This window comes from Streptomyces sp. NRRL S-920 (genome assembly GCF_000717945.1).
Classification (GTDB): Bacteria; Actinomycetota; Actinomycetes; order Streptomycetales; family Streptomycetaceae; genus Streptomyces; species Streptomyces alboniger.
The window spans coordinates 1-23338 of record NZ_JODF01000087.1; the positions used below are offsets into that span (position 1 = coordinate 1).

Genomic DNA, 23338 nt, shown 5'->3' on the forward strand with positions numbered 1-23338 from the left:
AGTGGCCCGCCATCTCGTCACCGAACACGGCGTACGCAACCTGCTGCTCACCAGCCGCCGAGGACTCGACGCCGAAGGCGCCCCGCAGCTCGCCACCGAGCTGACCGAACTCGGCGCCGACACCGTGGAGATCGCCGCCTGCGACGCCGCCGACCGTGAGGCCGTCGCGGCCCTCCTCGCCGGTGTCCCCGCCGAGCGTCCCCTCGATGCCGTGATCCACACGGCCGGTGTCCTCGACGACGGTGTCATCAACGCCCTCACCCCCGAGCGTTTCGACACCGTGCTCCGCCCCAAGGCGGACGCCGCGCTCAACCTCCACGAACTCACCAAGGACCTGAACCTCTCCGCCTTCGTCCTCTTCTCCTCCGCCGCCGGTGTCTTCGGCGACGCGGGCCAGGCGAACTACGCGGCCGCCAACACCTTCCTCGACGCCCTCGCCCACCACCGCCACGCACTCGGCCTGCCCGCCACCTCACTCGCGTGGGGCTTCTGGGAGCAGCGCAGCGGCATCACCGGGCACCTCTCGGCCGCCGACATCGAGCGCATCAAGCGCTCCGGCATGCTGCCGATCTCCTCGCAGCTCGGCATGTCCCTCTTCGACACCGTCATCTCGTCGTCGGACGAGGCGCTGCTCGTGCCCATGCCGCTCGATCTCGCCGCGCTGCGCGGCCAGGGCACAGCTCTGCCCGCGCTGCTGCGCGGTCTGGCCGGATCTCCCGCCCGCCGTGTCGCCGGCGGGAAGAGCACCGGCGCCGAGACGTCATCGCTGGCTCTCCGCCTCGCCGGGCGTCCGGAAGGTGAGCAGAGCGGCGTACTGCTCGACCTGGTGCGCACTCACGTCGCGGCCGCTCTGGGCCACGGCAGCGCGGACGCCGTCGCGCCGAAGCGCGCCTTCAAGGAGCTGGGCTTCGACTCCCTCACCGCGGTCGAACTGCGCAACCGCCTGAGCGGCGAGACCGGACTGCGGCTCCCCGCGACCCTGGTCTTCGACTACCCGACGCCCGCCGCACTCGTCGACTTCCTGCGCACCGAACTCCTCGGTGCCGCGGGGACCGACGCGAGCGGCACGACCGGCGCCGACGCGCAGCTGGTTCCGGTCGGCACGCCGGGGTCGGACGACGACCCCATCGTGATCGTGGGCATGAGCTGCCGCTTCCCCGGCGGGGTGTCCTCCCCGGAGGAGCTGTGGCAGCTGCTGCTCGACGGGCGTGAAGGGCTCTCGCCGTTCCCGACGGACCGCGGCTGGGACGTCGAGAACCTGTACGACCCGGATCCGGCGAAGACGGGCACGACCTACGTCCAGGTCGGTGGGTTCCTGGAGAGGGCGGGCGACTTCGACCCCGCGTTCTTCGGGATCTCGCCGCGCGAGGCGCTCGCCACGGACCCCCAGCAGCGTCTGATGCTGGAGGCGGCCTGGGAGGCCTTCGAACGCGCGGGCATCGACCCCGATTCGGTGCGCGGCAGCCAGACCGGTGTCTTCGCCGGTGTGATGGCCACCGACTACTTCCCGGGCCTCCAGTCAGTCCCCGAGGACTTGGAGGGCTACCTCAGCACCGGCACGTCCGGCAGCGTGGCCTCGGGCCGCATCTCGTACGCGCTCGGCCTCGAAGGCCCGGCCGTCTCCGTGGACACCGCCTGCTCGTCCTCGCTCGTCGCCCTGCACCTGGCCGTGCAGTCGCTGCGGCAGGGTGACTGCTCGCTGGCGCTGGTCAGCGGTGTCACCGTGATGGCGGGGCCGGACACGTTCGTGGACTTCTCGCGCCAGCGCGGCCTCGCCCCCGACGGCCGCTGCAAGGCGTTCGCCGGTGCCGCCGACGGCACCGCGTGGGCCGAGGGCGTGGGCATGCTGCTGGTCGAAAAGCTGTCGGACGCGCGGCGCAAGGGCCACCAGGTGCTCGCCGTGGTTCGCGGATCCGCCATCAACCAGGACGGCGCCTCCAACGGTCTGACCGCTCCGAACGGCCCCTCGCAGCAGCGCGTCATCCGCCAGGCCCTCACGGGTGCGGGCCTGACGCCCGGTGACGTGGACGTGGTCGAGGCGCACGGCACGGGCACGCGGCTCGGCGACCCGATCGAGGCCCAGGCCCTGCTGGCCACCTACGGCCAGGGCCGCGAGGGCGCCGAACCGCTCTGGCTCGGCTCCATCAAGTCCAACATCGGCCACACTCAGGCGGCAGCCGGTGTCGCCGGTGTCATCAAGATGGTCATGGCGATACGGGAGGGTGTCCTCCCGCGGACCCTGCACGTGGATCAGCCGTCGCCCGAGGTCGACTGGTCGACGGGTGCGGTGTCGCTCCTGACCGAGGCGCGGGAGTGGCCGGAGACCGGGCACCCGCGCCGGGCCGGCATCTCGTCGTTCGGCCTGAGCGGCACGAACGCGCACACCATCATCGAGCAGGCGCCGGTCGATGAGTCCGAGGCGTCCGCCGAGGCGGGCTCCGAGGCCCCTGTCGTCGGTGGGGTCGTTCCGTGGGTCCTGTCGGGCAAGACGGAGGACGCGCTGCGGGATCAGGCCGAGCGGCTGTACTCGTTCGTACGGGAGAACTCCGAGCTGCGTCCGGCCGATGTGGGCCACTCCCTCGCCGTCACCCGGGCCCGGTTCGAGCACCGGGCCGTCATCACCGGCTCTGACCTGGATGAACTCCTGGCAGGGACCGCCGCGTTGGCGGCCGGTGAACGCTCCGGGTCCGTGACCACGGGCGGTACGAGCAGCGGGCGCGTCGCGTTCCTGTTCACGGGGCAGGGCAGCCAGCGGGCCGGGATGGGCCGCGAGCTGTATGACACGTATCCCGTGTTCGCCGCCGCCTTCGACGAGGTGTGTGCGCACTTTGATGGCCTGCTTGAGCGTCCGCTGAAGGATGTTGTCTTCGGTTCGGACGAGGCGGGTGCTGGTCTGATCGACCAGACCGTTTACACGCAGGCCGCGCTCTTTGCTGTCGAGGTTGCGCTGTTCCGGCTGGTCGAGGCGTGGGGGCTGACCCCCGACTTCCTCGTCGGACACTCCGTGGGTGAACTGGCTGCCGCCCATGTGGCTGGTGTCTTCACCCTCGACGACGCGACCAAGCTTGTCGCCGCACGCGGTCGCCTCATGCAGGCGCTGCCCGCTGGTGGTGCCATGGCCGCGATCCAGGCCACTGAAGCTGAAGTTCTGGAGACGCTCGAAGGCCGCGAGTCCGACATCGCCATCGCCGCGATCAACGGGCCCACGTCCGTCGTGGTTTCCGGCGACGAGGCAGCGGTGCTTGAGGTGCTGGAGCACTGGCGCGAGCAGGGCCGCAAGGTCCACCAGCTCCGCGTCAGCCACGCCTTCCACTCCCCCCGCATGGAACCCATGCTGGAGGAGTTCCGCACCATCGCCTCCGGACTTACGTACGGGACTCCGAGCATCGCGGTCGTCTCCAACCTCACCGGCACACTCGCCACCCCCGAGGACCTCTGCACCTGGCCCAGCAAACCCTCACCGACACCGACACCGCGGCCTTCACGCCCGTACTCCGCAAGAACCGCCCCGAACCGGAGACCCTCACCCAGGCCATCGGCACCGCCCACATCCACGGCGCCGAACTCGACTGGGACGGCGTCTTCGCAGGCCACGGCGCCCGCCGCGTCGACCTGCCCACCTACGCCTTCCAGCACCAGCACTACTGGCTGCAAGTGACGGCCTCGTCCGGCGACGCCACCAGTCTCGGGCTCGGCACCACCGGGCATCCGCTGCTCGGCGCCACCATCGCTCTCCCCGACTCGGACACCACCGTCCTCACCGGCCGGCTCTCCCTCCAGTCGCACCCGTGGCTGGCCGACCACACCGTCATGGGCACGGCAGTGGTGCCGGGCTCGGCGCTGGTCGAGCTGGCGATCCACGCCGGTGACCAGGTCGGGCACGGCACGATCGACGTCCTGACGCTCCAGGCCCCGCTGGTCCTCCCCCAGCGCGGTGGTATCGCGCTGCGCGTGACCGTGCAGGAGGCCGACGAGAACGGGCTCTGCACGGTGCGGATCTTCTCCCGGCCCGAGGAGGCGGAAGCGGACGAGGCATGGGTGCTCAACGCGGACGGCGTGCTGTCCGCCATGGCTGACGGCGCGGCTGGGGAAGAGTCTCTCGATCTGTCGGTGTGGCCGCCGCGGGGCGCCGTCGCCATCGACGTCGACACCACCTACGAACACCTCGCACACGCCCAACTCACCTACGGACCCGCCTTCCAGGGCCTGCGCGCCGCCTGGCGACTCGAAGACGACATCTTCGCCGAGGTCGCCCTGCCCGAAACCGCCACCACCGACAGCTTCAGCCTCCACCCCGCACTCCTCGACGCCGCCCTGCACGCCCTCCCCCTCACCGCCGACGAGCAGGCACGCACCACCTCCACCTGGAACCACGTCACCCTCCACGCCACCGGCGCCACCACCCTGCGCGTCAAACTCTCCACCACCAACGGCACCCTCACCGCCACCGACAACACCGGCACACCCGTCCTCACCGCACACACCATCACCTGGCGCCACACCACCCCCGACGAACTCACCACCACCCACAACCCCTTCCACGACTCCCTCTTCCACGTGCAATGGCCACAACTGCCCCTCCCCCCGGCCACCCCGGGCGCGGGCGTCATGTCGGCCATCGTCGGCGCGGATCCGGCGGAGCTGGCGGAGTTGGCCCAGGCGGACAGCGTGCCCGCCGTGGTGTTCGTACCGCTCACGGCCACAGCCCCGGCCGGTCCTTCCGAGGCGGATGTCGCGGGCGCCGTCCGTGCGACCGCGCATCGCGTGCTGGAGCTGCTCCAGAGCTGGCTCGCGGAAGACCGGTTCGCCGACTCCCGGCTGGTCTTCGTGACCCGGGGCGCGGTCGCGACGGACGCGGACGACGGCGTCGAGGACCTCGTGCACGCGCCCGTTTGGGGCCTCGTACGGTCGGCGCAGGCGGAGAACCCGGGGAGGTTCGCCCTCATCGACCTGGAGGCGACCGACGCCGCCGGGGCCGAACTCCTCACGGCTGTCACCGCCACGGGTGAGGAGCAGGTGGCCGTACGCGGCGGCAAGGCCCTCGTCCCGCGCCTGGCCCGCTTCGCCAGCCGGGCAACCGAGCCGGAAGCCGGTATCGACAGCCGGGGCACGGCCCTGATCACGGGTGGCACCGGCTCGCTCGGCGCGCTGTTCGCCCGTCACCTCGTCACCGAGTACGGCATACGGCACCTCGTCCTCACCAGCCGCCGAGGCCGTGCCGCCGAGGGTGCCGACGAGCTGGCCGGCGAACTCAGCGCCCTCGGCGCGAGCACCGTCACCATCGCCGCCTGCGACGCCTCGGACCGCGAGGCCCTCGCGGCCCTCATCGCCGACGTCCCCGCCGAGCACCCCCTCACGGCGGTCATCCACACCGCCGGTGTTCTCGACGACGGGGTCATCGACTCCCTCACCCCGGACCGGCTCGATGTGGTCCTGCGTCCCAAGGCGGACGCCGCCGTCCATCTGCACGAGCTGACGAAGGACCTCGGCCTCTCCGCGTTCGTCCTCTTCTCCTCCGCGGCCGGTGTGTTCGGCGAGGCCGGGCAGGGCAACTACTCGGCCGCCAACAGCTTCCTGGACGCGCTGGCCTCCCACCGCCGCGCCCAGGGGCTGCCCGCCACCTCACTCGCCTGGGGCTTCTGGGAGCAGCGCAGCGGCATCACCGGACACCTCTCGGCCGCCGACATCGAGCGCATGAGGCGTGCGGGGACCGTGCCGCTCTCCTCGGAGGAGGGGCTCGCGATGTTCGACGCCGCGGTCCGCGGCACGGAGGCGACGCTCGTCCCGATCCCGCTGGACCTGGCGGCACTGCGGACACAGGGCGGTACCGTTCCGGCGCTGCTCCACAAGCTCGTCGGATCTCCCGCGCGGCGCACGGCCCGGACCGGGGCCGTGGCCGCCGGATCGGGTCTGGCGCAGCGCCTGGCCGGTCTGTCGCGGGGCGAGCAGGACAGCGTGCTGCTGGACTTCGTACGTACTCACGTGGCCGCCGTTCTCGGTCACGGCGGCGCGGACGCGGTCGAACCGGGGCGCGCTTTCAAGGAGTTGGGCTTCGACTCGCTGACCGCCGTCGAACTGCGCAACCGCCTGGGCGGCGAGACCGGGCTGCGGCTCCCCGCGACCCTGGTCTTCGACTACCCGACGCCCGCCGCGCTCGTCGAGTACATCGGCGGTGAGATCCTCGGGCAGGACGCCGGGACGGCGCTCGCCGTCGCCGCGCCGGCCGAGGCCGCCGTGGCGACGGACGACGACCCGATCGCGATCGTGGGCGTCGCCTGCCGCTACCCCGGCGGGGCCACGTCCTCCGAGGCACTGTGGCGGCTGCTGCTCGCGGGCGAGGAGGGTCTGACGGACTTCCCGGCCGACCGCGGCTGGGACCTCGACGCCCTCTTCGACTCCGACCCCGACCGCGTCGGCACCACCTATGCCCGGGTCGGCGGCTTCCTGGAGAGCGCCGGCGACTTCGACCCCGCGTTCTTCGGGATCTCGCCGCGCGAGGCGCTGGCGATGGACCCGCAGCAGCGACTGCTCCTCGAAGCCTCCTGGGAAGCGCTGGAGCGCGCCGGGATCGACCCGGCGTCCATCCGCGGCAGCCAGACCGGCGTGTTCGCCGGTGTCATGAGTTCCGACTACTACTCGGGCCGCGACTCCGCCCCGGAGGGCGTCGAGGGCTACCTCGGCACCGGCAACTCGGGCAGCGTCGCCTCGGGCCGCGTCTCGTACGTGCTCGGCCTGGAAGGCCCGGCCGTCTCGGTGGACACGGCGTGCTCGTCCTCGCTCGTCGCCCTGCACCTGGCCGTGCAGTCGCTGCGCCAGCGGGAGTGCTCGCTGGCACTGGTCGGCGGCGTCACCGTCATGGCCAGCCCGGATACGTTCGTCGACTTCTCGCGCCAGCGCGGCCTCGCCCCCGACGGCCGCTGCAAGGCCTTCGCGGCGGCCGCGGACGGCACCGGCTGGGCGGAAGGCGTGGGCATGCTGCTCGTCGAGCGGCTGTCGGAGGCACGCCGCAACGGCCACACGGTCCTCGCGCTGGTGCGCGGCACGGCCGTCAACCAGGACGGCGCGTCGAACGGCCTCACCGCCCCGAACGGCCCGTCCCAGCAGCGCGTCATCCGCCAGGCCCTCGCCAACGCGCGGCTGACGCCCGCCGAGGTGGACGCCGTGGAGGCGCACGGCACGGGCACGCGGCTCGGCGACCCGATCGAAGCGCAGGCGCTGCTGGCCACGTACGGCCAGGGCCGTGAGGGCGCCGAGCCGCTGTGGCTCGGCTCCATCAAGTCCAACATCGGCCACAGCCAGGCGGCTTCGGGTGTGGCGGGCATCATCAAGATGGTCATGGCGATGCGGGAGGGGCTGCTGCCCAAGACCCTGCACGTCGACGAGCCGTCGCCGGAGGTGGACTGGTCGGCGGGCGACGTCCGCCTGCTGACCGAGGCCCGCGAGTGGCCCGACGCCGGGCGCCCGCGCCGGGCCGGCGTCTCGTCCTTCGGCATCGGCGGCACCAACGCCCATGTGATTCTGGAGCAGGCGCCGGTCGATGACTCCGAGGCCGCTGTCGACGAGGGGGGCTTCGAGGCTCCTGTTGCTGGTGGGGTTGTGCCGTGGGTGCTCTCCGGTAAGACGGAGGACGCGCTGCGGGACCAGGCCGAGCGGCTGTACTCGTTCGTGCAGGAGAACTCTGAGCTGCGTGCGGCTGATGTGGGGTATTCCCTTGCTGTGACGCGGGCTCGGTTCGAGCACCGGGCCGTCGTCACCGGCTCTGATGTCGATGAACTCCTTGCGGGTGTGCAGGCGTTGGCTGCGGGCGAGCCGTCCGGGGCCGTGACCTCGGGGAGCGTGCGGCGCGGCAAGATGGCGTTCCTGTTCACTGGGCAGGGAAGCCAGCGGGCCGGAATGGGCCGCGAGCTGTATGACACGTACCCCGTCTTCGCCGCCGCCTTCGATGAAGTGTGCGCGCACTTCGATGGGCAGCTGGAGCGTTCGCTCAAGGATGTCGTCTTCGGCACGGACGAGACGGACGCTGGTCTGATCGACCAGACCGTCTACACGCAGGCCGCACTCTTCGCCATCGAGGTCGCACTCTTCCGGCTCGTCGAGGCGTGGGGGCTGACCCCCGACTTCCTCGTCGGACACTCGGTGGGCGAGCTTGCCGCCGCGCACGTCTCCGGTGTCTTCACCCTCGACGACGCGACCAAGCTCGTCGCCGCGCGGGGACGTCTCATGCAGGCGCTCCCGGCTGGTGGTGCCATGGCCGCGATCCAGGCCACGGAGGCGGAGGTCCTCCCGAGTCTGGAAGGCCGCGAGTCCGAGATCGCTATCGCCGCGATCAACGGGCCCACGTCCGTGGTGGTTTCCGGTGACGAGGCAGCTGTAGTGGAGGTGCTGGAGCACTGGCGTGAACAGGGCCGCAAGGTCCACCAGCTCCGCGTCAGCCACGCCTTCCACTCGCCGCGCATGGAACCCATGCTGGACGAGTTCAGCGCTGTCGCCTCCGGGCTTGCGTACGGCACTCCGAGCATCCCGGTCGTCTCCAACCTCACCGGCACACTCGCCTCCCCCGAGGACATCGGCTCGCCCGACTACTGGGTCCGCCACGTCCGCCAAGCCGTCCGCTTCGCCGACGGCATCGCATACCTGGCCGAGCAGGGCGTCACGTCCTTCATCGAGCTGGGCCCCGACGGAACCCTCTCCGCCATGGCCCAGCAAACCCTCACCGACACAGAAGAGGCACTCTTCACCCCCGTACTCCGCAAGAACCGCCCCGAACCCGAAACCCTCACCCAGGCCATCGGCACCACCCACATCCACGGTCAGGAGCTGAACTGGGACGGCGTCTTCGCAGGGCACGGCGCGCACCGCGTCGACCTCCCCACCTACGCCTTCCAGCACGACCGCTACTGGCTCGAAGCGCTCGCTCCCCTCGGTGATGCCACCGGGCTCGGCCAGGCGCCCGCCGGGCACCCGCTGCTCGGCGCCACCATCGCCCTTCCGGAGTCGGACACCACCGTCCTCACCGGTCGGCTGTCCCTCCAGTCACACCCCTGGCTGGCGGACCACGTGGTGCTCGGGTCGGCGTTGCTGCCCGGGTCCGTCCTCGTCGAGCTGGCGATCCACGCCGGCGACCAGGCGGGCTGCGGCCACCTGGCGGAGCTGGCCGTCCAGACCCCGCTCGTGCTCCCGCAGCGCGGCGGAAGTGCCGTACGCGTGACCGTGGAGGCCGCCGACGCGAGCGGTGACCGACGGGTAGTGATCTACTCGCGGCCCGACGACGCCGACGCGAGCAACCCGTGGACCCTGCACGCCGAGGGCGTACTCACGGACGGCACGACCGATGGCGACTTCGAGATGTCGGTATGGCCGCCCGAGGGTGCCACGGAGGTCGGACTCGACCGTCTGTACGAGGACTTGACGCACATCGGCGCCGCATACGGGCCGGTCTTCCAGGGGCTGCGCAATGTCTGGCGGCTCGGTACCGACACGTACGCCGAGATCGCGCTTCCCGAGGGGACCGCGACCGACGGCTTCGGGCTCCATCCCGCGCTCCTCGACGCCGCACTGCACACCCTGCACCTCGACGCGCTCGACACCCCCGGCGCGGTCGAGGACGGCCGGATCTCCCTGCCGACCACGTGGAGCGGCGTCACGCTCCACGCGACGGGCGCTTCCCTGTTGCGCGTACGCGTCACCGAGCACCTCGGCGTACAGATCGCGGACGGCACCGGTTCGCCCGTGGCGACGATCGCCGCGCTCGGGCTGGAGCCGGTGACGGACGAGGCGGTCTCCGCGGGCCGCACCGGGTTCCATGAGGCGCTGTTCCACTCCGAGTGGGCGCCGCTGGCGCTCGGCGCGGCAAGCACTGCCGCGTCCGACGTCGCCGCCGGGTGGGCCGTGCTCGGGGGCGACACGCTGGGGCTGCCGTTCGACGGCGCGGCGTGGTACGCGGACTTGAGCGAGCTGTCCCGGGAGGGATCCGTACCGCCGGTGGTGTTCGCACCCCTGGGGTCCACGCCCGCGACGCCTGACACGTCTGACGCGTCTGAGTCGAGCGGCGGGGCCGTTCAGGGCGATGCGCGGGGGCTGGCCCAGGCCGCGCACGACGCGCTGTACGGGGCGCTCGGGCTGGCCCAGGAGTGGCTGGCCGACGAGCGGTTCGCCGATTCGCGGCTCGTGCTCGTGACGCAGGGGGCGGCCGCCACCGGGCCCGACGAGGACGTACCGGACCTGGAGAACGCCGCCGTCTGGGGGCTGATCCGCTCGGCGCAGACCGAGAACCCGAACCGGTTCGTACTCCTTGACGTACGCGGTGACGAACTCACCCCCGAACTGCTCGCCGCGGCCCTCGAATCCGGCGAGCCCGAGCTGGCCGTCCGGGGAGGCCAGGTGTCCGCGCGGCGCCTCGCCCGCGTTCCCGTCGCCGGGGTGCCCACGACGGCCCCTGTCGAACTGGACCGGGCGGGCACCGCGCTGATCACCGGCGGTACCGGCACGCTCGGCGCGCTGGTCGCGCGGCACCTGGTGACCGAGCACGGCGTGCGCCGTCTCCTCCTGACCAGCCGGCGCGGTCTCGACGCCGAGGGCGCTCCGGAGCTGGCCGCCGAGCTGACGGCACTGGGCGCGCAGGTGGAGATCGCCTCCTGCGACGTGACGGACTTCTCGGCGCTTGCCTCCCTGGTGAAGTCCGTGCCGGTCGACCACCCGCTCACGGCGGTCGTGCACACCGCCGGAGTGATCGACGACGCCACGATCGGCTCGCTCACACCTGAGCGTCTCGGCCGGGTGCTGCGTCCGAAGATCGACGCCGTGCTCAACCTCCACGAGCTGACCCGGGACCTGGACCTGTCGGCCTTCGTCCTCTTCTCCTCCGCCGCCAGCCTCTTCGGCGAGGCGGGCCAGGCCAACTACGTCGCGGGCAACTCCTTCCTCGACGCCCTGGCGCAGGCCCGGCGCGCGGAGGGCCTCGCGGCCACCTCGCTCCAGTGGGGCTTCTGGGGGCAGCGCAGCGGCATCACCGGCCACCTCTCGGCGGCCGACGTACAGCGCATGGAGCGCGGTGGCATGCTGCCGATCTCCTCGGAGCTGGGCATGTCGCTGTTCGACGTGGCCCGCGAGTCCGGTCGTCCCGTGGTCGCCCCGGTGCGCCTCGATCTCACCAAGCTGCTCGCCCAGGAGGGCGGTTCGGACGAGGCTCTGCTGCGCGGGCTGCGGCGTGGTCCCGGCCGGCGCGCGGCGGCGGCCGGCGGGCCCGCCGGTCACGGGGCGACGCTCGCCGACCGGCTCGCCGGGCTCAGCGGTACGGAGCAGGACGCGCTGCTGCTGGAATCCGTACGGACCCATGTCGCGGCGGTGCTCGGCCACAGCGGCGGCGCGGGCCTCGAACCGGGGCGCGCGTTCAAGGAGTTGGGCTTCGACTCGCTGACCGCGGTCGAACTGCGCAACCGGCTGGGCGCGGAGACCGGCCTGCGGCTGCCGGCCACTCTCGTCTTCGACTATCCGACGCCGCTCGCGCTCACCGGATATCTGCGCGCCCAGCTGGTGCCGGACGGCGAGGACGCCGACACCGGCGCCGACCCCGAGGAGGCGCGTATCCGCTCCGCCCTCGCGGCGGTCCCGCTGGCCCGCTTCCGCGAGGCCGGTGTGCTGGATCTCCTGATGGACCTGGCCGGTCTGGGTGACGCGGACCCCGCGCCCGAGGACAACGGCCGATCCGACGCGATCGACGACATCGACGCGATGGACACCGAACACCTGATCCGTATGGCGCTCGGAAACGCCGACTCGTGACGTCTGATGCTGATGTGACGTCTGTTGTGACGTCTGATGTGTGGAGCTCTTGATGACAACGTCCCAGGCACAACTCGTCGAGGCGCTGCGAGCGTCGATCAAGGAAGCCGAGAGCCTGAAGCAGCAGAACCGGCAGCTCGTCGGTGCGGCGACGGAGCCGGTTGCGATCGTCGGCATGGCCTGCCGCTACCCGGGCGGGGTCGCTTCGCCCGAGGACCTGTGGAGGCTGGTGTCGGACGGGGTCGACGCGATCTCCGGATTCCCGACGGACCGCGGCTGGGACATCGAGGGGCTGTACGACCCCGACCCGGACAAGCCCGGCAAGATCGTCTCGCGTGAGGGCGGGTTCCTCTACGAGGCGGGGGACTTCGATCCGGCGTTCTTCGGGATCTCCCCGCGTGAGGCGCTGGCGATGGACCCGCAGCAGCGCCTGCTCCTCGAAGCCTCCTGGGAGGCGTTCGAGCGCGCCGGTCTCGATCCCGAGGCGATGCGCGGCAGCCAGACGGGCATGTTCGCCGGGGTGATGAGTTCGGACTACTACTCCGAGTTCACCAAGTCCGTCGAGGGGCTGGAGGGCTATCTCAGCACCGGCAACTCGGGCAGTGTCGCCTCGGGCCGCGTCTCGTACGTGCTCGGCCTGGAGGGCCCGGCCGTCTCGGTGGACACCGCGTGCTCGTCCTCGCTGGTGGCACTGCATCTGGCGGTCCAGTCGCTGCGCCGGGGAGAGTGCTCGCTGGCGCTTGCCGGTGGTGTCACGGTCATGTCGACGCCGGACACGTTCGTCGAGTTCTCGCGCCAGCGCGGCCTCGCCCCCGACGGCCGCTGCAAGCCCTTCGCGGGCGCGGCGGACGGCACCGGCTGGGCGGAGGGCGTGGGCATGCTCCTCGTCGAGCGCCTCTCCGACGCCCGCCGCAACGGTCACCAGGTGCTTGCGGTGATCAGGGGTACGGCCCTCAACCAGGACGGCGCGTCGAACGGTCTGACGGCGCCCAACGGGCCCTCCCAGCAGCGCGTCATCCGGCGGGCACTGAGCAACGCCGGTCTGTCGACGAGCGACGTCGACGCGGTCGAGGCACACGGCACGGGTACGCGGCTCGGCGACCCGATCGAGGCGCAGGCCCTCCTGGCCACGTACGGCCAGGGCCGCGAGGGCTCCGAACCGCTGTGGCTCGGCTCCATCAAGTCCAACATCGGCCACAGCCAGGCGGCTTCGGGCATCGCGGGCATCATCAAGATGGTCATCGCCATGCGGGAGGGCCTGCTGCCGAAGACCCTGCACGTCGACGAGCCGGCCCCCGAGGTGGACTGGTCGGCGGGCGACGTCCGCCTGCTGACCGAGGCCCGCAAGTGGCCGCAGGTCGACAGGCCGAGACGGGCAGCGGTGTCGTCCTTCGGCATGAGCGGTACGAACGCGCACGTGGTGCTGGAGCAGGCACCGGCGGCGGACCTCGGGGCAGGCGAGACACCGATCGTCACCGGTCACGTGCCGTGGGTGCTCTCGGGCAAGACCGAGGACGCGCTGCGGGGGCAGGCCGACCGGCTGCTCTCCTTCCTGGAGCGCAAGCCCGAGCTGGGCCCGGCGGATGTCGGCTACTCCCTGGCGGTGTCGCGCGCACGGTTCGAGCACCGGGCCGTGGTCACGGGTGCCGGCCGCGAAGAACTGCTGGCCGGACTGCGCTCGGTGGCTGCCGGGGAGGCGCCCTCGGGGAGCGCCAACCGTGGGCGGCTCGCGTTCCTGTTCACGGGGCAGGGGAGCCAGCGGGCCGGAATGGGCCGCGAGCTTTACGAGACGTACCCGGTGTTCGCCTCGGCTTTCGACGAGGTGTGCGGGCAGTTCGACGGGCTGCTTGAGCGTCCGCTGAAGGATGTCGTCTTCGGTACGGACGAGGCGGACGCCGGTCTGATCGACCAGACCGTCTACACGCAGGCCGCACTCTTCGCCATCGAGGTCGCCCTGTTCCGGCTGGTCGAGGCGTGGGGGCTGACCCCTGACTTCCTCGTCGGCCACTCGGTGGGTGAGCTGGCTGCCGCGCACGTCTCCGGGGTCTTCACTCTGGAAGACGCGGCGAAGCTCGTCGCCGCGCGCGGGCGGCTTATGCAGGCGCTGCCTGCGGGTGGTGCCATGGCTGCCATCCAGGCCACGGAGACGGAAGTCCTGCCGCTTCTGGAAGGCCGCGAGCACGAGATCGCCATCGCCGCCATCAACGGGCCCACGTCCGTCGTGGTTTCCGGCGATGAGACCGCCGTAGTGGAGGTCCTGGAGCACTGGCGCGAACAGGGCCGCAAGGTTCACCAGCTCCGCGTCAGCCACGCCTTCCACTCCCCCCGCATGGAACCCATGCTGGAGGAATTCCGCGCTATCGCCTCCGGGCTTACGTACGGAACTCCGGGCATCCCGGTCGTCTCCAACCTCACCGGCACACTCGCCTCCCCCGAGGACATCGGCTCGCCCGAGTACTGGGTCCGCCACGTCCGCCAGGCAGTCCGTTTCGCGGACGGCATCGCATGCCTCGCCGAGCAGGGCGTCACCACCTTCATCGAGCTGGGCCCCGACGGAACCCTCTCCGCCCTGGCCCAGGAAACCCTCACCGACGCCGACACCGCGGCTTTCACCTCCGTACTCCGCAAGAACCGCCCGGAAGCGGAGACCCTCGCCCAGGCCATCGGCACCGCCCACATGCACGGCGCCGAACTCGACTGGGACGGCGTCTTCGCAGGCCGGGGTGCGCGCCGCGTCGACCTGCCTACCTACGCCTTCCAGCACCAGCGCTACTGGCTGCGGGCCACCGCCCCGGCCGGTGACGCCTCAGGTCTCGGGCTGGACACGACCGGGCATCCGCTGCTCGGCGCCGCCGCCGTCCTCCCCGAGACCGGTGGCGTGCTGCTCACGGGGCGGCTGTCGCTTCAGTCGCAGCCGTGGCTGGCCGACCACACCGTCATGGGCACGGCAGTGGTGCCGGGCTCGGCGCTGGTCGAGCTGGCGATCCACGCCGGTGACCAGGTCGGCTGCGGGTCCCTGGAGGAGTTCACGCTCCAGGCCCCGCTCGTCCTGCCCGAGCAGGGCGGCGTAGTGCTGCGGCTGACGGTCGATGCCGCCGATGAGCAGGGCCGCCGGGCAGTGGCGATCCACTCGCGGCCCGACAGTGCCGGGGACGACACGACCTGGTCCAAGAACGCCGTGGGCCTGCTCACGGACGAGACGTACGGCGAGGGCTCCGATCTGTCGGTGTGGCCGCCGCAGGGCGCCGTCGCCATCGACGTCGACACCACCTACGAACACCTCGCACACGCCCAACTCACCTACGGACCCGCCTTTCAGGGCCTGCGCGCCGCCTGGCGACTCGGCGACGACATCTTCGCCGAGGTCGCCCTGCCCGAAACCGCCACCACCGACGGCTTTGGGCTGCACCCCGCACTCCTGGACGCCACCCTGCACGCCCTGCCCCTCACCGCCGACGAGCAGGCACGCACCACCTCCACCTGGAACCAGGTCACCCTCCACGCCACCGGCGCCACCAGCCTGCGCGTCAAGCTCTCCACCACCAACGGCACCCTCACCGCCACCGACAACACCGGCGCACCCGTACTCACCGCCCAGACCATCACCTGGCGCCACACCACCCCCGACGAACTCACCACCACCCACAACCCCTTCCACGACTCCCTCTTCCACGTGCAATGGCCGCAACTGCCCCTCCCCCCGGCCACCCCGGGCGCGTGGGCAGTGGTGGGTGAGCCGGATGGCTTCGGCGTGGACGGTCCGGTCTTCGCGGATCTGGCCGAACTGGCCGCCGCCGATACGATTCCCGAGGTCGTGCTCGCTCCCCTGGCGGGATACGGGGACGCCGACGCGGCCACCGCCGCGCACCGGGCCACCCGCCACGCGCTCGCTCTCGTCCAGGGCTGGCTGGCGGAGGACCGGTTCGCCGGATCCCGCCTGGTGTTGGTCACCCGGGGCGCGGTCGCCGCCCGGCCCGGTGAGGACGTGACCGATCTGGCCAACGCGCCCGTCTGGGGTCTCGTACGCTCCGCGCAGGCCGAGAACCCCGACCGGTTCCTGCTCCTCGACACCGACGAATCCGCCGGGCTCGCGCTCCTGTGGCAGGTACTGCGGGCCGGTGAACCGCAGGCAGTCGTGCGGGAAGGGGCCGTGCACGTACCGCGGTTGATCCGGGTCGCCAAGGCCGGCGACGCGGGTGAGACCGCCACGCCCGGCCCGGACGGGACCGCTCTGATCACCGGAGCCGGCACCCTGGGCGGCCTCGTCGCCCGCCACCTCGTCACCGAGCACGGCGTACGCCACCTCATCCTCACCAGCCGGCGCGGACAGAGCGCGGACGGCGCACCCGAGCTGGCCGCCGAACTGGCCGAACTAGGCGCGGACAGCGTGCAGTTCGCCGCCTGTGACATCGCCGACCGCGAGGCCCTCGCGGCTCTCCTGGCCGGCATCCCCGTCGACCACCCCCTCACCGGCGTCTTCCACACCGCCGGTGTCGTCGACGACGGCCTGGTCACCTCCCTCACCCCCGAGCGCCTCGACGCGGTCCTGCGACCCAAGGTCGACGCCGCGCTCAACCTCCATGACCTCACCAAGGACCTGGACCTCTCCGCGTTCGTCCTCTTCTCCTCCTCCGCCGGACTCTTCGGCGACCCGGGACAGGGCAACTACGCCGCCGCCAACACCTTCCTCGACGCCCTCGCCCACCACCGCCACGCCCAGGGGCTGCCCGCCACCTCCCTCCAGTGGGGCCTGTGGGAGCAGCGCAGCGGCATCACCGGACACCTCTCAGCCGCCGACATCGAGCGCATCCACCGCTCCGGCATGACCCCCCTCCCCACCACCCAAGCCCTCCAACTCCTCGACACAGCACGCACATCGGGCTACCCGGCGCTCTCCCCCATGGGGCTGCACCCGGCTCGTATCCAGGTGGACGACGGACCGGCGTCCGCGATCCTGCGCAAGCTCGTACGCGTACCGGCGCGGCGCGTGGCGCACGCGAACGCCGACGCCGCCGGTGGGGCGAAGGCCCCGTCCTTCGCCGAGCGCCTCGCCGGACTGTCGCCCGCCGAGCAGCTGAGGAGCGTCCTCGAACTGGTGGCATCGAACGTGGCGGCGGTGCTCGGGCACGCGCAGACCGGCTCGATCGACGCCGAACGCAGCTTCAGGGAGCTGGGCTTCGACTCGCTGACCGCGGTCGAGCTGCGCAACCGCCTGAACGCGCGCATCGGCGCGAGCACCGGACTCCGCCTCTCGTCCACCCTCGTCTTCGACTACCCGACCCCGCAGGACCTGGCGGAGTACCTGTGCGGCGAGATGGCCGGCGGTGCCGCGGACGCGGCCGCCGCCGCGCCCGTCGGCTCGGTCCTGTCCGAGCTGGACCGCCTGGAGTCGGCGATCTCCCGCGTCGCGCTCCACGGCGAGGCGGGCAGCGAAGCGGGCAGTGACGGGCCCGGCGACGCGGCCGAGCGGGCGGAGCGGGTCACGGAACGGCTGAAGAGCCTGCTCGCCAAGTGGAACGAAATCCAGGGCGCCACAACCGGGGCGGCCGCGGACAGTGACGACGATCTCGAATCGGCGACCGCCGACGAGATGCTTGCCCTTATCCAGCGGGAATTCGGCAAGGCCTGAGAATCCGCCGGTACCGGGATCCGATGAGATCCCGGTACCGGCATCTCCGGCTCTCGCACAGCATTTGACTTCGATAGGTGATAAATCTGATGGCGCAGGACGAGAAACTTCTGGAAAATCTCAAGTTCGTGACGGCCGAGCTGCGCCGGACCCGTCATCGCCTGGTCGAGGTCGAGGAAGCGGAGCACGAGCCGATCGCGATCGTGGGCATGGCCTGCCGGTTCCCCGGCAACGTGGCCTCGCCCGAGGACCTGTGGCGGCTGGTCGCGGACGGGGTCGACGCGATCTCCGACTTCCCCGAGGGCCGCGGCTGGGAACTGGACACGCTGTACGACCCGGACCCCGACCGCCCCGGCACCACGTATGTGCGCCAAGGCGGTTTCATCGAGGACGCCGACGCGTTCGACCCGGCGTTCTTCGGGATCTCGCCGCGTGAGGCCGTCGCGATGGATCCCCAGCAGCGTCTCGCCCTGGAAACGTCATGGGAAGTGCTGGAGCGTGCCGGGATCGACCCCGGTTCACTCAAGGGCAGCTCGACCGGCGTATATCTGGGAATGATCCACAACGAATACGGTTGCATTCTCCCGACCGTGCCGGCCGATATCGAGCCGTTCCTGTCCAATGGAAATGTCAACAGCGTCGCCTCGGGACGGATCGCGTACAGTCTCGGCCTCCAGGGGCCCGCGATCACGCTGGACACCGCGTGCTCGTCGTCCCTGGTCTCCTTGCACCTCGCCGCCCAGGCGCTGCGGCGTGGCGACTGCTCGCTCGCCCTCGCCGGCGGGGCCCAGGTCCAGGCGACCCCCATCTCCTTCACCGACTTCGCCCGGCAGCGGGGACTGGCGACGGACGGCCGCATCAAGGCGTTCGCGGACGCCGCGGACGGCACGATCTGGGGCGAGGGCGTGGGCATGCTCCTCCTGGAGCGGCTCTCGGACGCGCAGCGCAACGGTCGCGAGATCCTCGCCGTGATACGCGGTTCCGCCATCAACCAGGACGGCGCGTCCAACGGCCTGACCGCCCCCAACGGCCCCTCCCAGCAGCGCATGATCCGCCAGGCACTCGCGGACGCCCGGCTGACGACGGCGGAAGTCGACGTGGTCGAGGCGCACGGCACCGGGACCACACTCGGCGACCCCATCGAGGCGCAGGCCCTCATCAACACCTACGGGCAGGGTCGCGAGGGCGCCGAGCCGCTGTGGCTCGGCTCGGTCAAGTCGAACCTCGGTCACACGCAGGCCGCCGCGGGAGTCGTCGGCGTCATCAAGATGGTCATGGCACTGCGCCACGGGGTCATGCCCAAGACCCTCCATGTCGACGAGCCCTCGCGGAAGATCGACTGGTCGGCGGGCGATGTCCGCCTGCTGACCGAGGCCCGCGAGTGGCCGGACACCGGCCGCCCGCGCCGGGCAGGCGTCTCGTCCTTCGGCCTCAGCGGCACCAACGCGCATGTGATTCTGGAGCAGGTACCGGCCGCCGAGGCGGAGCCGCCCTCCGAGGCGCCGGTCGTCGGTGGGGTTGTGCCGTGGGTCCTCTCAGGGAAAACGGAGGACGCGCTGCGGGCGCAGGCCGAGCGACTGTACTCGTTCGTACGGGAGGACTCTGAGCTGCGTGCGGCGGATGTGGGGTACTCCCTCGCTGTCACGCGGGCCCGGTTCGAGCACCGGGCCGTCGTCACCGGCTCCGATGTCGATGAACTTCTGTCCGGTGTACGGGCGTTGGCGAACGGGGATGTGTCGGGTGCGGTGACCTCGGGGAGCGTGCGGCGTGGACGGGTGGCGTTCCTGTTCACGGGGCAGGGCAGCCAGCGGGCCGGAATGGGCCGCGAGCTGTATGACACGTATCCCGTGTTCGCTGCCGCCTTTGACGAGGTGTGCGGGCAGTTTGATGGCCTGCTTGAGCGTCCGCTGAAGGATGTCGTCTTCGGTACGCACGGCGGTGACGATGGTCTGATCGACCAGACCGTGTACACGCAGGCCGCACTCTTCGCTGTCGAGGTCGCCCTGTTCCGGCTGGTCGAGGCGTGGGGGCTCACCCCGGACTTCCTCGTCGGCCACTCCGTGGGTGAACTGGCCGCCGCCCATGTGGCCGGGTTCTTCACCCTGGAAGACGCCGTCAAGCTTGTCGCCGCGCGCGGTCGCCTTATGCAGGCGCTGCCCGCTGGCGGGGCCATGGCCGCCATCCAGGCGACGGAGGCGGAAATCCTGCCGCTCCTGGAGGACCGCGAGTCCGAGATCGCCATCGCCGCCATCAACGGGCCTGCCTCAGTCGTGATTTCCGGTGACGAGACGGCCGTAGTCGAGGTCCTGGAGCACTGGCGCGAGCAAGGCCGCAAGGTCCACCAGCTCCGCGTCAGCCACGCCTTCCACTCGCCGCGCATGGAACCCATGCTGGACGAGTTCCGCACCATCGCGGCAGGTCTGACCTACGGCACTCCGAGCATCCCGGTCGTCTCCAACCTCACCGGCCAGCTCGCCACAGGCGACGACCTCTGCACCGCCGAGTACTGGGTCCGCCACGTCCGCCAAGCCGTCCGCTTCGCCGACGGCATCACCCACCTCGCCGAACAAGGCGTCACCACCTTCATCGAACTCGGCCCCGACGGAACCCTCTCCGCCATGGCCCAGCAAACCCTCACCGACGCCGACACCGCGGCCTTCACCCCCGTACTCCGCAAGAACCGCCCCGAACCCGAGACCCTCACCCAGGCCATCGGCACCGCCCACATCCACGGCGCCGAACTCAACTGGGACAGCGTCTTCGCGGGCCACGGCGCACGCCGCGTCGACCTGCCCACCTACGCCTTCCAGCACCAGCACTACTGGCTCGAAGGGCCCGCCTCCGCTCATGACGCCGCCGGCCTGGGGCTCGTAGGGAGTGAGCACGCGCTGCTCGGAGCGGCCGTGACCCCCGCCGACTCCGACAGCCTGCTGCTCACCGGCCGGGTCTCCCTCCGTACGCACCCGTGGCTGGCCGATCATGCCGTCATGGGCACCGTGCTGGTGCCCGGCACCGGGCTCGTCGAGCTGGCGATCCACGCGGGTGGCCAGGTCGGTTGTGGTCAGGTCGAGGAGCTGACGATCCAGGCTCCGCTCGTACTGCCGCAGGCCGGGGCGCTTCAGTTGCAGGTGGTCGTGGGTGCCCCCGACTCGTCGGAGCGCCGCGCGGTCGGTATCTACTCGCGCCCGGACAACGCCGTCGACGAACCGTGGACGCCACACGCCGTGGGTGTGCTCGCGCCGGCCGTGGCGGCCGTGGACGCCGATCTGATGTCCTGGCCGCCGACCGGTGGTGACGAGGTCGCGCTCGACGGTCTGTACGAAGGTCTTGTCGAGCACGGCTACGAGTACGGGCCCACCTTCCAGTGCCTGCGCTCGGTCTGGGTGCGCGGCGAGGAGATCTTCGCGGAGGTCGAGCTGGCCCCCGGCACCGGGACCGACGGGTTCGTCGTGCACCCCGCGCTGCTCGACGCCGCGCTGCACGCCGTCATCGTCGGCGCCGAGCACGCCGCGCGGAGCGGTGGCGGGGGTGAGGAGGCCGAGGTGCGGCTCCCGTTCTCGTGGGCCGGTGTCAGCTTCCACGCCGAGGGCGCCTCGCGTCTGCGGGTACGCCTCAGCGTCGACAGCGACCGGCGGATCACGCTGGCGGCCGCCGACACCACCGGTGCCCCGGTCGTCTCCGTGGAGGGCCTGGCGACGCGGCCCGTCTCGGCGGGGCAGTTGTCCTCGGCCGGCGGGGCGTGGCACGAGTCGTTGTTCCGCGTCGACTGGGTGAGCGCCCCGGACGTCGCGGCGGCGCCGAACTCGTCCGCCGACGGGCGGTGGGCGGCTCTGGGGGACGACGGGTTCGGTCTGCACGGTGTGCTGCGGGAGGCCGGCGGCTCGGCGGAACCGGTGGTCCACGCGGACCTCGCCGGTCTCGCGGCGGCCCTCGACGCGGGCGCGCCCGTGCCGGAGATCGTCTTCGTGCCGTTCGCGCCGGTCGGCCCGGAGGATCTGCCGGGCCTGGCGGAGGGTGCTCGCGCCGCTTCCGTACGGGCGTTGGAAACCGTACGGGCGTGGCTGGCCGATGAGCGGTTCGGCGGGTCGCGGCTCGTCCTGGTCACCCGCGGGGCCACGGCCGGGCGTGCCGACATGGCGCCCACCGACCTCGTGCACGCACCCCTATGGGGTCTGGTCCGCTCGGCCGAGGCCGAGAACCCGGGGCAGTTCGTCCTCCTCGACCTCGACCCGGCCGGCGCGGACACCGTCACGCGTGATCTGCTGGCCTCGGCGGCCGTCTCCGAGGAGCCCGAGCTGGCCGTGCGCGGCGGCTCCCTGTACGTGCCGAAGCTCGCCAGGACCGAAGCTCCTGCCGAGCCCGCCCGCCCGCGGCTCGACCCCGAGGGCACGGTCCTGATCACCGGTGGTACCGGCACGCTCGGCGCGCTGGTGGCACGGCACCTGGTGAGCGAGTACGGCGCCCGCCGTCTGCTGCTGGTGAGTCGCCGCGGGGCGGCGGCAGCGGGCGTCACCGAGCTGGTGGCCGAACTCGACGCGCTCGGGGCCGAGACGACCGTCGCCGCGTGCGACGCCGCGGACCGGGAGGCTCTGGCGGCCCTGCTGGCCGGTGTGCCCGCGGACCATCCGCTGACCGCTGTCGTGCACACGGCGGGCGCCCTCGACGACGGTGTGGTCGGCTCGCTCACCCCCGAGCGCCTTGAGGCGGTCATGCGGCCGAAGGTCGACGCGGCGGTCAACCTGCATATGCTGACGCAGGACCTCGACCTGGCCGCGTTCGTGCTCTTCTCCTCGGCCGCGGGTGTCTTCGGCGGCCCCGGCCAGGCGAACTACGCGGCGGCGAACGTGTTCCTCGACGCTCTCGCGCGCCACCGCAGGGCCCTCGGCCGCACCGCCCACTCGCTGGCCTGGGGCCTGTGGGAACAGCGCAGCGACCTGACCGCGAACCTCGCCACCGGTGACGTACGGCGCATCACGGGATCGGGGCTCGCCACGATCTCCTCGGTCGAGGGGCTCGCCCTGTTCGACGCCGCGCTGGCCACCGCGGAGGCCGTCTCCGTGCCGGTGCGCCTCGACCTGCCCCGGCTGCGCGCCCAGGCCTCGTCCGGTGAACTGACCGCGCTGCTCGACCGGCTGGTCAAGGCGCCGGCACGGCGTACGGCGCCGGCCGCTGCGGACGCGGAAGCTCAGGGCAGTTCGCTCGCGCAGCGGTTGTCGGGGCTCGCCGCGGACAAGCAGGCCGATGTGCTGCTGGAGCTGGTCCAGGTGAACGTCGCCAAGGTGCTCGGCCTGACCGGCAGCAGGCAGGTCGAGCCGGACCGCGGTTTCCTGGACCTCGGTGTCGACTCGCTGACCGCCCTGGAGCTGCGCAACCGGCTGGGCGGCGCGACCGGGCTCCGGCTCCCCGCGACCCTGATCTTCGACTATCCGTCGGCGGGCGCGGTCGCCAAGTACCTCGGCACGCAGTTCTCCGCCGATGCCGCAGGGCCGGGTGCCACCCCGGTCCATGCCGATCTCGGCCGTCTCGAGGCCACCGTCTCCGCCGCCGAGCTGTCCGACGAGGACCGCGACAAGGTCGTCAACCGGCTCCAGTCCCTGCTGGCCGCGCTCGGCCGCCCGGTTGTCGTAGGGGGTGGCGCCGGGGCCGCTGCCACGGACCTCACGTCGGCGAGCGACGACGAGATGTTCGCCATGATCGACCAGGAGCTGGGTCTGTCCTGACCACGGCAATTCTCTCCGTCCCAGGGCCGGTCACCTCCCCAAAGGAGCGTGGCCGGCCCTGGGGGGCGTAGGGGGGCTCTTAGGGAAGGTTAGGGGTGCCGCGGTCGGGTGGTCATCTCCTAGCGTCGTATGTGAAGTCATGTCGATGTGTCCCCCGTGCTCATACACAGCCGGTTCGAGGCATCGCCGAATGGGTCTCCCAGCCGGG

At 71.7% G+C, this 23338-nt stretch carries 4 protein-coding genes; all 4 read left to right on the forward strand.

Going from position 1 to position 23338, the window contains the following annotated elements:
* Positions 1-3658 (forward strand): type I polyketide synthase (locus IG54_RS41650; RefSeq protein WP_037898319.1); only part of this gene is annotated, 3658 nt, incomplete at its 5' end.
* Positions 3655-11781 (forward strand): type I polyketide synthase, encoded by an 8127-nt coding sequence (locus IG54_RS41655; RefSeq protein ID WP_051820359.1) that lies wholly within the window; start codon positions 3655-3657, stop codon positions 11779-11781. The genes IG54_RS41650 and IG54_RS41655, both read left to right, overlap by 4 nt.
* Positions 11782-11830: 49 nt before the next feature.
* Positions 11831-17410, forward strand: coding sequence for a type I polyketide synthase (locus tag IG54_RS0134805; protein WP_420712312.1), 5580 nt, complete (start codon positions 11831-11833; stop codon positions 17408-17410).
* A 128-nt stretch (positions 17411-17538) separates the two neighbouring features.
* On the forward strand, positions 17539-23130 hold the full coding sequence (locus tag IG54_RS0134810; protein ID WP_420712313.1) for an SDR family NAD(P)-dependent oxidoreductase: 5592 nt from the start codon (positions 17539-17541) through the stop codon (positions 23128-23130).
* Positions 23131-23338: the final 208 nt, after the last annotated feature.